The 13,265-nt window shown below is 60.6% G+C and carries 10 protein-coding genes; 2 read left to right on the forward strand and 8 right to left on the reverse strand.

Translation table 11 applies throughout. From position 1 onward, the window contains the following. Positions 1 to 190 precede the first annotated feature (190 nt). From speA to E8L22_RS15155, 4 genes are read right to left on the reverse strand one after another with little or no spacing between them, the layout of a single operon-like run. The gene (speA, locus tag E8L22_RS15140) at positions 191 to 2,098 is read right to left on the reverse strand and encodes a biosynthetic arginine decarboxylase (RefSeq protein ID WP_136525943.1); all 1,908 of its coding nucleotides are present in this window, start codon (positions 2,096 to 2,098) and stop codon (positions 191 to 193) included. A gap of 42 nt (positions 2,099 to 2,140) precedes the next feature. Next, on the reverse strand, positions 2,141 to 3,271 hold the full coding sequence (nspC, locus tag E8L22_RS15145) for a carboxynorspermidine decarboxylase (protein WP_407925353.1): 1,131 nt from the start codon (positions 3,269 to 3,271) through the stop codon (positions 2,141 to 2,143). A gap of 24 nt (positions 3,272 to 3,295) precedes the next feature. Then, positions 3,296 to 4,492 (reverse strand): saccharopine dehydrogenase family protein, encoded by a 1,197-nt coding sequence (locus E8L22_RS15150; RefSeq protein ID WP_136525945.1) that lies wholly within the window; start codon positions 4,490 to 4,492, stop codon positions 3,296 to 3,298. Positions 4,493 to 4,511: 19 nt separating this feature from the next. After that, entirely contained in the window at positions 4,512 to 5,057 is a 546-nt protein-coding gene (locus tag E8L22_RS15155) for a helix-turn-helix domain-containing protein (RefSeq protein ID WP_135871140.1), read from the reverse strand. Between the two features lie 379 nt (positions 5,058 to 5,436). On the opposite strand from E8L22_RS15155, the gene E8L22_RS15160 reads away from it, so the two are divergent. After that, positions 5,437 to 6,309, forward strand: coding sequence for a bifunctional 5,10-methylenetetrahydrofolate dehydrogenase/5,10-methenyltetrahydrofolate cyclohydrolase (locus E8L22_RS15160; RefSeq protein WP_136525946.1), 873 nt, complete (start codon positions 5,437 to 5,439; stop codon positions 6,307 to 6,309). Between the two features lie 353 nt (positions 6,310 to 6,662). Here the strand turns inward: E8L22_RS15160 and E8L22_RS15165 are convergent, their stop codons facing one another. The 4 genes from E8L22_RS15165 to ylqF form a co-directional block, all read right to left on the reverse strand. Then, the gene (locus E8L22_RS15165) at positions 6,663 to 7,994 is read right to left on the reverse strand and encodes an anaerobic C4-dicarboxylate transporter (RefSeq protein WP_136513853.1); all 1,332 of its coding nucleotides are present in this window, start codon (positions 7,992 to 7,994) and stop codon (positions 6,663 to 6,665) included. A gap of 325 nt (positions 7,995 to 8,319) precedes the next feature. Continuing rightward, positions 8,320 to 9,735 (reverse strand): sigma-54-dependent transcriptional regulator, encoded by a 1,416-nt coding sequence (locus E8L22_RS15170; RefSeq protein WP_136525947.1) that lies wholly within the window; start codon positions 9,733 to 9,735, stop codon positions 8,320 to 8,322. Continuing rightward, on the reverse strand, positions 9,732 to 11,537 hold the full coding sequence (locus E8L22_RS15175) for a transporter substrate-binding domain-containing protein (protein ID WP_136525948.1): 1,806 nt from the start codon (positions 11,535 to 11,537) through the stop codon (positions 9,732 to 9,734). Before E8L22_RS15175 ends, E8L22_RS15170 begins: the two co-directional genes overlap by 4 nt. A gap of 4 nt (positions 11,538 to 11,541) precedes the next feature. After that, on the reverse strand, positions 11,542 to 12,456 hold the full coding sequence (gene ylqF, locus E8L22_RS15180) for a ribosome biogenesis GTPase YlqF (protein ID WP_136525949.1): 915 nt from the start codon (positions 12,454 to 12,456) through the stop codon (positions 11,542 to 11,544). 249 nt (positions 12,457 to 12,705) lie between these two features. Between ylqF and E8L22_RS15185 the strand changes: the two genes are divergently transcribed. After that, the gene (locus tag E8L22_RS15185; RefSeq protein ID WP_136525950.1) at positions 12,706 to 13,263 is read left to right on the forward strand and encodes a ferritin family protein; all 558 of its coding nucleotides are present in this window, start codon (positions 12,706 to 12,708) and stop codon (positions 13,261 to 13,263) included. Positions 13,264 to 13,265 lie beyond the last annotated feature (2 nt).

Raw genomic sequence — 13,265 nt, forward strand, 5'->3', positions numbered from 1 at the left:
GCTGTGAGAAATCCTGACCGTGCCACGGGAACTTTTAACATGGATTGGTAAAAAAGTCCAAATTTTACCGTATCAGGATTAACGCAGGTGCACCGATGACTGCCCCACCAGAAACGACAGCAGGGGAAGATCATTGATCTTCCCCTGCTTTGTATCGGAGTTGCCCCCACAACCTTAAAGAAAAAGGCTTCTATTCTCCCAGGTAGGTGTAGGCCTGCAGCGTCTTGTCGAGAAGCTCGAGGAAATGGCTGCTCTCCTCGATGGAGACCTTCTGCAGCGAGACATCCTTCTCCAGGTTGTTTCTCACCCGCTTCAGGATCTCCTGCGCGTCGTACTGCACGTACTTCAGGCTCTCCCAGGTCGCGTCGCCGGTGATGACCGTATCGATCTTGTAGTTGGTCTTCTTGTTGAAGGTGATGTGCACCGCGTTGGTGTCACCGAACAGGTTGTGCATATCGCCCAGGATCTCCTGGTAGGCGCCGATCAGGAAGAAGCCGATGTAGTACTGCTCGTCCCCCTTGATCTTATGCAGCGGCAGCGCCTTGGTCCTGCCGTTTTCGCCCACGAAGCTGGTGATCTCGCCGTCGGAATCGCAGGTGATATCCGCGATGGACGCGAGGACGTCCGGCTTCTCGTCCAGGCGCTGGATCGGCACGATCGGGAAGAGCTGATCGATGGCCCAGGAGTCCGGGATGGACTGGAACAGCGAGAAGTTGGCGAAGTAGGTCTGCCTCAGGCTCAGCTGGAAGTTCTGCAGCTCGTCCGGGATCGGCTTCATCTTTTCGACGATGGAGTTGATTTTCCTGATGATCTTCGAGTAGATCCACTCCGCGTTGGCCCGCTCGGCCATGTTTAGGTAGCCGAGGTTGAAGAGGCTCACCGACTCCTGGATCAGCTGGATGGTGTCGTGGTAATCCTCGCGCAGGGAGTGCTTGTCGATGCTCTTGTAGATGTCGACCAGCTTCTTGACCGTAGGAGAGAGTTTCTCCGTCTCGGTCAGGATGAACTCGAAGTCCGGCATGAGCGTCTGGGTGTTGTTGTTCAAAACGTCGGTGATCAGCACCGAGTAGTGCGCGACCGTCGCGCGCCCCGACTCGGAGATGATGTTCGGGCAGGGAACACCGGCATCTTCACAGATGTTCTTCACCTGGTAGATGACGTCGTTCGCATACTCCTCGAGCGAGTAGTTCACGCTGGAGAAGTAGCTCGATTTGGAGCCGTCGTAATCGACCCCGAGACCGCCACCGATATCGAGGAACTCGAGATCGACGCCGAGCTTCCTCATTTCGGCGTAGATCCTTGTCCCCTCGATGAGGGCGTTCTTGATCTTGTCGATCTTGGTGATCTGGCTCCCGACGTGGAAGTGCAGGAGCTTCACCGTGTTCAGCATGTCGTTTTCACGGAGCATGTCGATCGCGGCGATGATCTCGGAGATGCGCAGGCCGAACTTCGCGTCCTCGCCGCCGGAGGTGGACCACTTGCCGATCCCCTTGGAGGAGAGCTTGACGCGGATGCCGAGCTTCGGGGTGATCCCGGTGCGTTTAGCCACCTCGACTATCTTCTCCAGTTCGAAGAGCTTCTCCACCACGATGGTGATGTCGTAGCCCACGCGGGTGGCGAAGAGGACCGTCTCGATGAACTCGGTGTCCTTGTAACCGTTGCAGATGATTGGGAGGTTGCTGCCGGTCACCATGGAGATGGCGGCGACGAGCTCCGGTTTGGAACCTACCTCAAGGCCTATGTTGTACTTCTTGCCGAAGTTCGCGATAGCCTCAACCACCTGGCGCTGCTGGTTCACCTTGATCGGGTAGAAGGTCTGGTACCTCGCCGGATAGTTGTTGTCGTGAATGGCGTTCTTGAACACGCGGCTGATCGAGGCGATACGCCCCTCCAGGATGTTCATGAAGCGCAGAAGGATCGGCGGCTTGATCTTCCTCTTGATCAGGTCGTCGACCAGCACCTTGAGATCAATCGAGTATTTCGAATTGGGGGTCGGGTGCACGCAGACGTTACCCTTCTTGTTGACCGAGAAGAGTTCGGCGCCCCAGTTATCGATGTTGTAGGTCTTGGAGGAATCGTTGATGGTCCATTTAGCCATTTTCAGTTCACCATGTGCAGCAAAGTGGAGTGTTGACAGTCATCACGACAAGCGGTTCTTGAAGTCTTCATAGCTGAAGCTGCGCACAACGCGCAGTTCACCGGTTTCCGGCTCATAGGTGCAGATATGCGGCAGCTGGATGCCGTTAAAAGTAGTGGTCTTCACCATCGTGTAGTGCGACATGTCCAGGAAGGCAAGTTTCTCCCCCGGGACGAGCTTGTGGTCGAAAGACCAGTCGCCGATGACGTCGCCGGCAAGGCACGAGGGACCGCCCAGGCGGTAGTCATGCTCCTTCTCGCCGGGGAGGTACCCTTCCTGGATCTCGGGACGGTACGGCATCTCCAGGATGTCGGGCATATGGCAGGTGGCCGAGACGTCCAGGACCGCTATGTCCAGCTCGTTGTGCACCACGTCGAGCACCTCCGAGACGAGGATGCCGGTACCGATGGCGATCGCTTCCCCGGGCTCGAGGTAAACCTCGAGGTCGTATTTCTCCCGGTAGTAACGCACCAGCTCCACCAGGGCGTCGATGTCGTAACCCTCGCGGGTGATGTGGTGCCCTCCCCCCAGGTTCAGCCACTTCATCTGCGGCAGGAACGCGCCGAACTTCTCCTCGAAAACCTTGGAGGTCCGCTCCAACGGCTCAAAGAGCTGCTCGCACAGGGTATGGAAGTGCAGGCCTTCGACACCGGCCAGGGATTTACCCTCGAACTCCGAACGCAGGATGCCAAGGCGCGACTTCGGTGCCGCCGGGTCGTAGATCGGGGTGTGCCCCTCGGAATGACCCGGGTTGACCCTGAGCCCTACCGACACGCGCCCGGCGTACTGCTCCCACATGGGACGGAAGCGCTCCAACTGGTTGAACGAGTTGAACACCAGGTGGTTCGAGGTGGTGAGGAGCTCCGCCACGTCGCTTTCCTTGAAGGCTGCGGAGAAGCTGTGCACCTCGCGGCCGAATTCCTCGCGACCAAGGCGCGCCTCCCATGGGGAGCTTGCGCAGATCCCGTGCAGCGTCTGCGCGATGATCGGGAAGACGCTCCACATGGAAAACGCCTTCAGCGCCAGAAGGATCTTGGCGCCGCTGCGCTTTTGCACCTCGTCGAGTATGGCCAGGTTGTGGCGCAGCCGCCCCAGGTCGACCACGAAGGCCGGGGACGGGGCAAGCCGCGTCATCTCTTCTACGTGCAGTTTGGTCACTTACAGTTCCGCCCAGTCGCCGCCGTCGACTACGACGGTGGGAAGGCCCATGGGGCCTAAAGTCTCGATGAACGCTTCCGGATCGAACTGCTCCATGTTGAACACGCCCTCGCCGCGCCACTTGCCGGTCAGCATCATGATCGCGCCGACGACGGCGGGGACGCCGGTGGTGTAGCTGATGGCCTGGCTCTTCACCTCGCGGTAGCACGCCTCGTGGTCGCAGATGTTGTAGATGTAGACCTGTTTCCTCTTGCCGTCCTTGATGCCGCGGGCGATGACGCCGATGCAGGTGCGCCCCTTGGTGAGCGGCCCGAGGCTCCCCGGGTCCGGCAGAACCGCTTTAAGGAACTGCAGCGGCACGATCTTCTGGCCGTTGAACTCGACCTCGTCGATGCGGGTCATGCCGACGTTTTGCAGCACCTCCAGGTGCTTCAGGTAGTTGTCCGAGAAGGTCATCCAGAACTGCGCCTTCTTGATGGTCGGGATGTGCTTCACCAGCGACTCCATCTCCTCATGGTACATGCGGTAGATGTTCATCGGGCCGATGCCGTCCGGGAAGTCGAAGACGCGCTTGGTGGCAAGCGGAGCGGTCTCGACCCAGTCGCCCTTCTCCCAGTGACGGCAGGCCGCGGTCACCTCGCGAATGTTGATCTCCGGGTTGAAGTTGGTGGCGAAGGGCTGGCCGTGGTTCCCCGCGTTGGCGTCGATGATGTCGATCTCGTGCACCTCGTCCAGGTACTTCTTGGCAGCGAGGGCGGTGTAGACGTTGGTGACGCCCGGGTCGAAGCCGGAGCCGAGAAGCGCCATGAGCCCCTTCTCCTTGAAGCGGTCCTGGTAGGCCCACTGCCAGCTGTACTCGAACTTAGCGGTGTCGAGCGGCTCGTAGTTGGCGGTATCCAGGTAGTCCACGCCGGTGGCGAGGCAGGCGTCCATGATGGTCAGATCCTGGTACGGAAGCGCCACGTTGATGACGAGCTTGGGCTGCTCGCGCTTGATCAGCTCGATCAGTTCAGGCACGTTGTCGGCATCCACCTGGGCGGTGTCGACCGGGAATTCTATCTGGTCCGCAATGGCGCGGCACTTGGATTCGGTACGGGAAGCGAGGGTAATGGCGGTGATCACGCCGGTTGCCTGAGCGCACTTGTGGGTAACTACGCCACCTACGCCGCCTGCCCCGATAATCAATACTTTGCTCATTTGACTTACTCTCCTCTGTTCAATAGTAAAACGTTGGGGGTGTCACAACCCAGAGCAGCTTTGCCGCGCTCTTTCCTACATTCTTCACAGCATGTTTGCGGTCCGAGGAGAAGTAGAAGCACTCTCCCTTGTCCACCGTGTACAGCTTGTCATCCAGCCGCAACTGCACCTTGCCGGAAATGACGAAGCCGAACTCCTCGCCCTCGTGGATGGGCTGTTCGTCCATTTCTCCGCCGGGATCAAGCGTCACCAGCACGGGGTCCATCTCGCGGTTCTGCGCCCCCGGCACCAGGAGCTCGACCTTGACGCTGTCCCCATCGTCCGTTGCCTGCACGCGTGCATCCTTACCGAACACTATGTCCTGATCCGGCTCCTCGCTGAAGAACTCCTGCATGCTTATGCCGAAGACATCCACGATGTCTTTGAGAGTCGCGATGGACGGCGACGTGGCGTCGTTCTCCAACTGAGATATGAAGCCCTTGGTCAGATCTGCTCGGCTGGCCAGCTCTTCCTGAGTCAGCGAATTGGCCATCCTGAGCCTCTTCAACCTCTCACCGATTTTCAAGCAGTCCTCCCCGGTTTAGTAACAGTAAACCTTTTGTATTTTGGCAATGTATTGCCTTACCCGTATTTTGTCAACAAAAAGTTTAGTAATGGTATACTTCCTGTTTAACATTTAACATTCATTAATTTTTAACTGCCAGGAATCGGCCGATTTTACGGCAACCTACACGACTTCAAAACCGACCTTTCCGTATACAGCGAAGCCCCTTCCGCCACTGCCACAGGACGGGGGAAATCCTGCCGTCCCACCAGCCGATGCCGTCTTTAACGTATACCGGTTCACGCTAACTAGCTGTTGAGCCGTCACTTTTTTTATGCTACTAATCGTAATTCGGCACCCTACCTCCTGTGCCGGTCACACTCCAGACAGAGGAAACAGCATGAACCTTTTAGATGGCAAGAAATGCGCTGACAGTCTGATCGCGGGAATAGCAAAGCAGGTCGCGCGTCACGTAGACGCGGGGCTTCGAAAGCCGCACATGACCGTGATCCTGGTTGGCCACCACGCCCCGAGCGAATCCTACGTCAAATCCAAGATCACGACCTGCGCGCTCTCCGGATTCGACAGCAATTTAATCCGTCTCCCCGAGACGGTCGCCGAGAAAGAGCTCCTCGCCCTCATCGCCGAGATCAACGAGGACAACTCCACCGACGGCGTCATCGTCCAGCTCCCGCTTCCCAAGCAGATTAACGCGCAGCGCGTGATTAACGCCATCTCCCCCGATAAGGACATCGACGGCTTTCACCCCACGAACTTCGGCAGGATGGCCCTGGGGCAGAAGGCGTTTCGCCCCGCGACCGCCTACGGCATCTGCAAGCTTTTGCAGTTCTACCAGGTGCCGGTGGCAGGCAGGCACTGCGTGGTGATCGGGCGCTCCAACATAGTCGGCAAGCCGATCTCCATCATGCTCTCCAACGATTTCGACATCGGCAATGCGACGGTCACCCTCACCCACATAGAGACGCCGCGCGAACTGCTCATCGAGGAGACGCGTCGCGCCGATATCGTCATCGTGGCGGTCGGTATCCCCGGGTTCGTCACTCCGGACATGGTGCGGGACGGCGTCACCCTGATCGACGTCGGCATCAACCGTCTCGAGAACGGCAAGCTCGTCGGCGACGTCGCCTTCGACGCGGTCGCCCCGAAGTGCGAGTGGATCACCCCGGTCCCCGGCGGCGTGGGACGCATGACCGTCGCCGCACTCATGATCAACACACTCGCCGCCTACCAGAACAACTTCGAGCTGGCTTAACGGCTGAACACGTTCAACGTTCAACGTTCAACGTTCCTACTTCTCCCCACATTGCTAAGGTTCATCCACAGAATTTCGGAGAGTGTGGCGTGTTGACCGATGGGCAGTACACGTGCCCTAGCGTCCCCCCTTTGCGAAGGGGGGACAGGGGGGATTTGCCTCTACCCACGAAAGCAAATCCCCCTAAATCCCCCTTTGCAAAAGAGGGACTCTACCAGCGGCAGGTTATCACGAACCGGCAACAAAAAAGGGTCCCGGCATTTCTGCCAGGACCCTTTTTCTGTAACAGCACGAAACCTTCTTCCTTTATCCTGCCATTATCCCTTTTATCCCCGTCATCCCTGTTAATCGCCTTAAAAAATGAACTGGGAAATAGTGTAGGCGACCACGGTGGAGACACCCACGCCGATCAAACCCGGGATCATGAAGCTGTGGTTCAAGAGGTACTTCCCGATCCTTGTGGTGCCGGTACGGTCCATGTTGATGGCGGCGAGATCGCTCGGGTAGAAGGCGAAGAAGAAGTAGGCGTAACTTGCCGGCATGAGCCCGAGGAGCAGCGGAATCGGAAGACCGAGGGCGAGCCCCAGGGGGAGCGTGATGGCAAGGGTGGCCGCCTGGCTCTTCACGAAAGCGGAGATGCAGAAGGTCGCGATGGCGAAGGTCCAGGGGGCCAATTTAACCATGATGCCGATGTTGTCGATCAGGTACTTCTTGTTTGCGGTGATGAAGGTATCGCTCATCCAGGCAATGCCGAAGATGGAAACGACGGCGATCATACCCGCGATGAAGACGCTGGAGTGGGCGATGTCTTTCGCTTTTACCTTGGCGGCGAAGAGGATGAAGGCGCCGTAGGCAAGCATGATGAACTGGACGACGGTGGTCATCGGGATCGGCTTCTTGTCGGCAGCCAACGGCAGCAGCCACGGGCAGCTCGCCATCAGGATGATGGTGCCGACACCTGCGAAGAAGAGCGCGACGGAAACCTTGGCAACGGTGGAGATCTTCTTGTCCAGCGTGGTGACATCCGCATCGAGCCCCTTGCGGAACTCGGGGTCCTGAAGGCGCGCCTGGAATTCCTGGTCCTTGTCGAGCTCCAACCCGCGGTTGAAGCTCCAGGCTGCGGCGGCCAGAACGCCGATGATGCCGGCAGGCATAGTGACCGAGATGATGTCGATAAGGGTCACAGGGTGCCCGGCTTTCGCCGCAAAGCCCAGGAAGAAGGTGACCGCGGCGGCCACGGGGCTCGCTGTGATCCCCATCTGGGAGGCCACGCTGGAAATCGCCATCGGGCGTTCAGGACGGATCTTCGTCTTGATCGCGACATCTGAGATGACCGGAAGCAGGGCATAGACGGCGTGGCCGGTGCCGCAGCAGACGGTCAGGAAGAAGGTACAGAGCGGGGCGAGGATGGTGACGTACTTCGGATGGGCACGCAGCAGCTTCTCCGTGAGCTGTACCAGGTAGTCGAGCCCCCCCGCCACTTGGAGCGTAGCCGACGCGGTGACGACGGCCAGGATGATGAGCATAACGGCGATCGGTGGCTCGGACGGGGCGCTACGGAAACCGAGCACCAGTACCGACACCCCCAGACCACCGATCATGCCGAGAGCCACGCCGCCTTTGCGGATGCCTATGAGCACCGCACCGAGGACGAGTACGAATTGGATCCAAAACATCGCTGCCATGACAACCTCCTTTGTTGCACCTGGTTAGCTGTTGCGCGAAGCCGTCACCGGCGCCGCGTTCGTTATCTAACCCTGGTAGAGCAGGCTTGATGCCAAAATCCAACTTTCACTCATCCATCTGTAATTACAGAGAAAAAGCCTCATCCCGGGGAACATGACAACAAAAAATGCCATAACCTGGGGCTATGGCATTTTCAACTACGGCAAAAAAATTCATGTAAATTCAACTATATACTAAACGATAACCTTTTTTATCATTATAACCGCAGGTTATGCATGTTCATTAGAGCCCCCAGCCGCACAACCGGTCGATCTCCCAACCGTTTCAGGAATGCATCATCTTGAGCCGCTTACTGAGGGCCGGCTGCGAGATGCCGAGAAGGCGCGCGGCGAGCGTCTGGTTGCCATTGGCGCGGGCGAGCGCCTCCTGTACGAGGAAGGCCGCGGCATCGCTGAAGGTGGGGAGCTCATCGAAGCCGCTGAAGGGGTTTTGCCTGGGAGGTGCCGCTGTCGAGGGACCTGCCTCGGCCTGTGCGGACTCGACCGCCTTCACGAAGCTGTCCATGGAGAGCATCCGGTCGCGGTGCACGCTCACCGCATCGTAGACCATCGCCCTCAACTCCCTCACGTTGCCGGGAAAACTGTAGGTGGAGAGAAACTGCGCAAGCCCCTTGGGAGGGGTCGGCTTCTTCTTTCCGAGCGCCTCGGCGGCCTCGGCGAGGAAGTGATCGAGCAGCAGCGCGATGTCGCCGCGCCGCTCACGGAGCGCCGGTATCTGCACCCGGTGGGTGCGCAGCCGGTAGTAGAGGTCGCGGCGGAATTTTCCCTCCCCCTCCTTCGCCTGCAGGTTCTGGTGCGTCGCCACGACGACACGCGCCCTCAGGCGCTTCGGTAGGTCGCACCCGAGCGGAAAGTACTCCCGTTCCTGTAAAAGCCTGAGGAGCTTCACCTGGGAAGCGATGCTCAGGTCTCCGATCTCGTCGAGAAATAGCGTACCGTCGGCCGCCTCCTCCACCATGCCGCGCCTTGCCTGGTCGGCGCCGGTGAAGGCCCCGCGCACATGGCCGAACAGGGTGTCGGCGAAAACGGTATCGTCGAGCCCCGCCACGTTCACGGTAACGAGCTTGCCGCGGCAGCCGCTCAGACGGTGCACCGCCTGGGCGATCAGCTCCTTCCCTACCCCGCTCTCGCCCGTGATGAGCAGCGGCTGCGGGCTCTTCGCCACCGCCTCGATGTAGGAAAAGACGTCCAGCATGGAGCGGTCGCCGGTCACGATGGCGGAAAAGGCTTCCGGGTGTGAAAGCTCGCGCGTGATGAGGCGGTTCGACACCTCCTGGAACTCCGCCTTCATCTCCACCATCCGGATCGCACGCAACACGCTCCCTACGATGCGCTCCTCCTCGTCGGTCTTCACGCAGTAATCGAAAGCCCCAAGCCTCATGCAACGCACCGCCGTCTCAAGCTGGTTCAACCCACTGAGGATGATCACCGCCGTGTCGGGATAGTGCTCCGCGATCTGGGCCAGCACCTCCTCGCCCGAGAGGTGCGGCATGGTGAGGTCGAGCATGACCAGCCCGATGCGCTTCTCCCCCAGTATGGAAAGCACCTGGCGGCTGTCGCTGCAGGTGGTGATGTTGCTGATCCCCCCGGCGGTCTCCAGGGTGAGCGTCAAAGAGCCGAGCCAGTCGGGCTCGTCGTCGACCAAAAGGACTCCGAAATCGGGGTAGAGAGTCTCGCTCAAGCGTTTTCCTCCTTCAGATAGGCGGGAAGGGTCAAAGTGACCGTGGTGCCGCTGCCGTCCGACTGGAACTCGAGGGTCCCGCCGTGCTCCTTGACGATGCCGGCGGAAACGGAGAGCCCGAGCCCGGTCCCCCCCTTATCCTGCTTCGTTGTAAAAAACGGGTCGGTCAGGCGCGACAGGTGTTCGGGCGCGATGCCGGTCCCCTCGTCGCGCAGCTTGAGGACCACGGCGTTGCGGAATGCGTCGTGCCAGGTGACGAGCTCGATGCCGCGCTCGGAATCGGGCAGCGCCTGGCAGGCGTTCAGGATCAGGTTGACCAGCACCTGCTCGATGCGCTGCCGGTTGCCACGCACCCGAGGGAGCCCTTTCCTGTAGCCGACGCTGAAATTGCGGGTCGCCTTGCGGATGGTCGGTTCCACGAGACGGACCGCCGCCTGCGCCGCCTGGTTCAGGTCGATGACGTCGTTGCCCCCCGTCGTGTCCTGCCGCGCGAAATCCTTGAGGTCGTCCACGATCCTCTTGATGCGCTTGCCGGCGTCCTGGATCTTCGCCAGGGACTTGGGCACCTCCTGCCGCATGCGGGAGTACGGCAGGCCGCCGCAGGTGAAGTCGCCGTTTTCCTCGTAGTAGCGCTCCAGGATCTTGGTGGCATCGGTGTGGAAGCGCTTCAGGATCGGGGCCTCCAGCAGGATGATCCCGGTCGGGTTGTTGATCTCGTGCGCGACGCCGGAAACGAGGACGCCGAGCGCCGCCATCTTGTCCGCCTGCACGAGCTGCTGCTGGTTTAGGCGCAGCTCCTCCTCCACCTGGCGCCTCTCGGCGACTTCTCGGGTGAGGTCGGCGGTGCGCAGCGCCACCTGCCGGTGCAGCGTCCGGGACCAGAGGGCGAAGCCCCCCAGAAGCAGCACGAGCGGCACCACGACGACGGCTGCGTACTTCATTATGGTCCACAAGTCGATGGGGGCCGTGTCGACCACCCCCAGCCACTTGTTGTGAATGGCGTCGTACTGGCCGGTCTTTTTGAGGATGGCGAGCCCCTCGTTGAAGCGCGATAGCAGCTCGGCGTTCCCCTTGTCCACGGCGTAGCAGTAGCGCTGCGTGGCGACATTACGCACCACCGGGACCAGGTTGGTGAGCTTCAACTCCCGGATCATGTACATCCCCGGGACGATGGCAACCACGGCGTAGTCGATCTTGCCGGACGCGACGAGGCGCATGGCGTCCGCCGGGGTCTCGGTCAGGGTGAGCCGGGCCCCGACCCCCTTGCGGGTCAGGTAGTCGTGCATGATCCCGCCGCGGTGCACCGCCACGGTCTTCCCCTTCAGTTCCTCCAGGGTGTTCACCGAGGCGTTGTCCCTGCGACCGAAGATGGCGTGGTTCACCACGGCGTGGGGGACTGAGAAATCGACCTCCCGGGAGCGCTCCTCGGAATAGGACATCCCCTCCAGTACGTCGACACGTCCGGTCTGGAGCGCGTCGCGCATCTCCGCCCACCCCCCGAGACGGAACTCCACCTTCATCCCCATCACCTCGGCGATGGCGCGGGTCAGATCTACGTTGTAGCCTGCGGGCTGACCGGAACGGTCGATGAACTCGTAGGGTGGGTAATCGCGGTCCCCGCCGACCACAACGGTGCGGGTGTGCGCGGCGGAGGCCGCCCCGGCCGCGAGGAGTGCGGTGGGGGCGGCCAGAAAACAAAGAACGAAAAGGGCGAGGAGGCGGCCACTACCCTGCAAAGGCGGGGAGAGCAGTCGCCCTAGTGTGACGCGCAAGCGGCTGGTCCGAAGCGGACGTCTTTCCATGGTCTCATTCCGGCACGGCGGGTGCCTGTTGGTGCTCTTCCCCGGTATCGATTCCCGCGAAGCGAAGCAGTTCAGCCTCGACGTCCTCAGGGGTCCCCGGTTCCTCGAAGCTGATCCTTCCCGCCTTACCGGCGCGCAGCTCGCGCAGGAAGGTCTCGGCGGCACGGTGCACGTCCACCACGCCACCGCTCATGATACAGCCAAGGCAGCGCCCCACCGCCTCGACCACCTCTTGAGGGGACTCCGGGAGCTCGGCAAGCTTGTAGCGCTCCTTCACGAGCTCGGGGTAACGACGCATCATGTACGCAGCGGCGAAGACGCCGACGTTTGTGTAGTCGAGGGCGTTGGCGCCGATGGCCCCGCTGGCGGCCAACCGATAGGCGCCCCCCTGGTCGTTCATCACCGGCCAGAGCAGCCCCGGGGTATCGAAGATGAGGATGCCGTTGTTGAGAGGGATCTGCTGCGGGCGCATGGTCACCGCCGGGCGGTCCCCCACCTTGGCGATGCTCCTCCCCGCCAGCGTGTTGATGAGGGTCGATTTGCCCACGTTTGGTATGCCGACCACCATGGTGCGGATCGGGTAGCCGGGGTTGCCGCGGTGCGGCACGAGCTGCTTGCACAGCTTGACGAGGCTTTTCGTCTCCGGGATGTTCTTCGCGACAAGCGGCAGGGCGCGCACGCCGGCGCTCTTCTGGAAATGCTGCACCCACGCCTTTGTGACGGCGGGGTCGGCGAGGTCGTTCTTGTTCAGCACCTTGATACAGGGCTTGTTCCGGCGCACCTGCTCCAGCAGGTGGTTGGAGCTGGAATAAGGGAGGCGGGCATCGAGCACCTCTATGATCAGGTCTATCTTGCGGACCAGTTCCGAGATCTGTTCGAGCGCCTTGCTCATGTGGCCGGGGTACCATCTAATCGTCATCTGCACTTCCCTTGCAAATCAAAAATCGCGACACAAGGCGACAACATAGCACAGGTCCCGCTCAAAATGCCATAACCGCTTGGGCAAGGTCAGCCTTCTCATGTGTGCCGCCGCTCTTCCGCATTAATATTAACCCGATTGACTGCAGTTGCCAGCGAGGCTAGCATTGCCGTGGTTAAAAATGACCAATCTTTCAGAGAGGAGCAGTTTTGCCGGCGGCGCAAGGACGCCGCAGCGGGAGAGAAAGCGATGAAAGAACTACTGGCGGAGGCGGTCAGGCTGGTGGTGGGCGTTGAAAGAAAGAGCGAGACGCTGTATCGAAGGGGCGCCATGGCGGCGGACGATCGCCACAGGAGCTTTTTTCAGCGGCTGGCGGAGGAACAGTCGCGGCGCATCGAGGCCCTGCTGAGGGCCCTTCCCGAGTCGGAGGCCGCGGCGCATGAGCCGGTGGTGCCCCCGTCTTGCCTTGCTACCCTTGCGGAAAAGGTGACGCCCCCCGGCAACCACCTGCACCAGGCCATGCTCGACAAGCGCTTCAGCATCGACCTTTACGCCACCTTCTGCCGATGCTTCAGGGAGCCAGGCCTGTACAGGCTTTTCGAAACTGCGCTGACGGTCGCCCGCAGGGAATTCAGGGTGATCACCGCCGAGTACCTGAAAGGGGGATGTCGCAACGACGCAGCGGCGACGTCACGTCCCCAGCGACGCAGCCACCAGCGCGGCGAGCTCCCCAACCGCGTCCCCAACCGCCACTCGCAGCTATTCTTCGCCATACAGGACTGCGGCAGGTCCTCCCGGATCGGTTGACG

The organism is Geomonas ferrireducens (assembly GCF_004917065.1).
Classification (GTDB): domain Bacteria; phylum Desulfobacterota; class Desulfuromonadia; order Geobacterales; family Geobacteraceae; genus Geomonas; species Geomonas ferrireducens.

Coding starts and splice junctions, on each gene's coding strand:
- speA (WP_136525943.1), bottom strand. CDS start 2,098: ATGGCTAAATGGACCATCAACGATTCCTCCAAGACCTACAACATCGAT.
- nspC (WP_407925353.1), bottom strand. CDS start 3,271: ATGACGCGGCTTGCCCCGTCCCCGGCCTTCGTGGTCGACCTGGGGCGG.
- E8L22_RS15150 (WP_136525945.1), bottom strand. CDS start 4,492: ATGAGCAAAGTATTGATTATCGGGGCAGGCGGCGTAGGTGGCGTAGTT.
- E8L22_RS15160 (WP_136525946.1), top strand. CDS start 5,437: ATGAACCTTTTAGATGGCAAGAAATGCGCTGACAGTCTGATCGCGGGA.
- E8L22_RS15165 (WP_136513853.1), bottom strand. CDS start 7,994: ATGGCAGCGATGTTTTGGATCCAATTCGTACTCGTCCTCGGTGCGGTG.
- E8L22_RS15175 (WP_136525948.1), bottom strand. CDS start 11,537: ATGGAAAGACGTCCGCTTCGGACCAGCCGCTTGCGCGTCACACTAGGG.
- ylqF (WP_136525949.1), bottom strand. CDS start 12,456: ATGACGATTAGATGGTACCCCGGCCACATGAGCAAGGCGCTCGAACAG.
- E8L22_RS15185 (WP_136525950.1), top strand. CDS start 12,706: ATGAAAGAACTACTGGCGGAGGCGGTCAGGCTGGTGGTGGGCGTTGAA.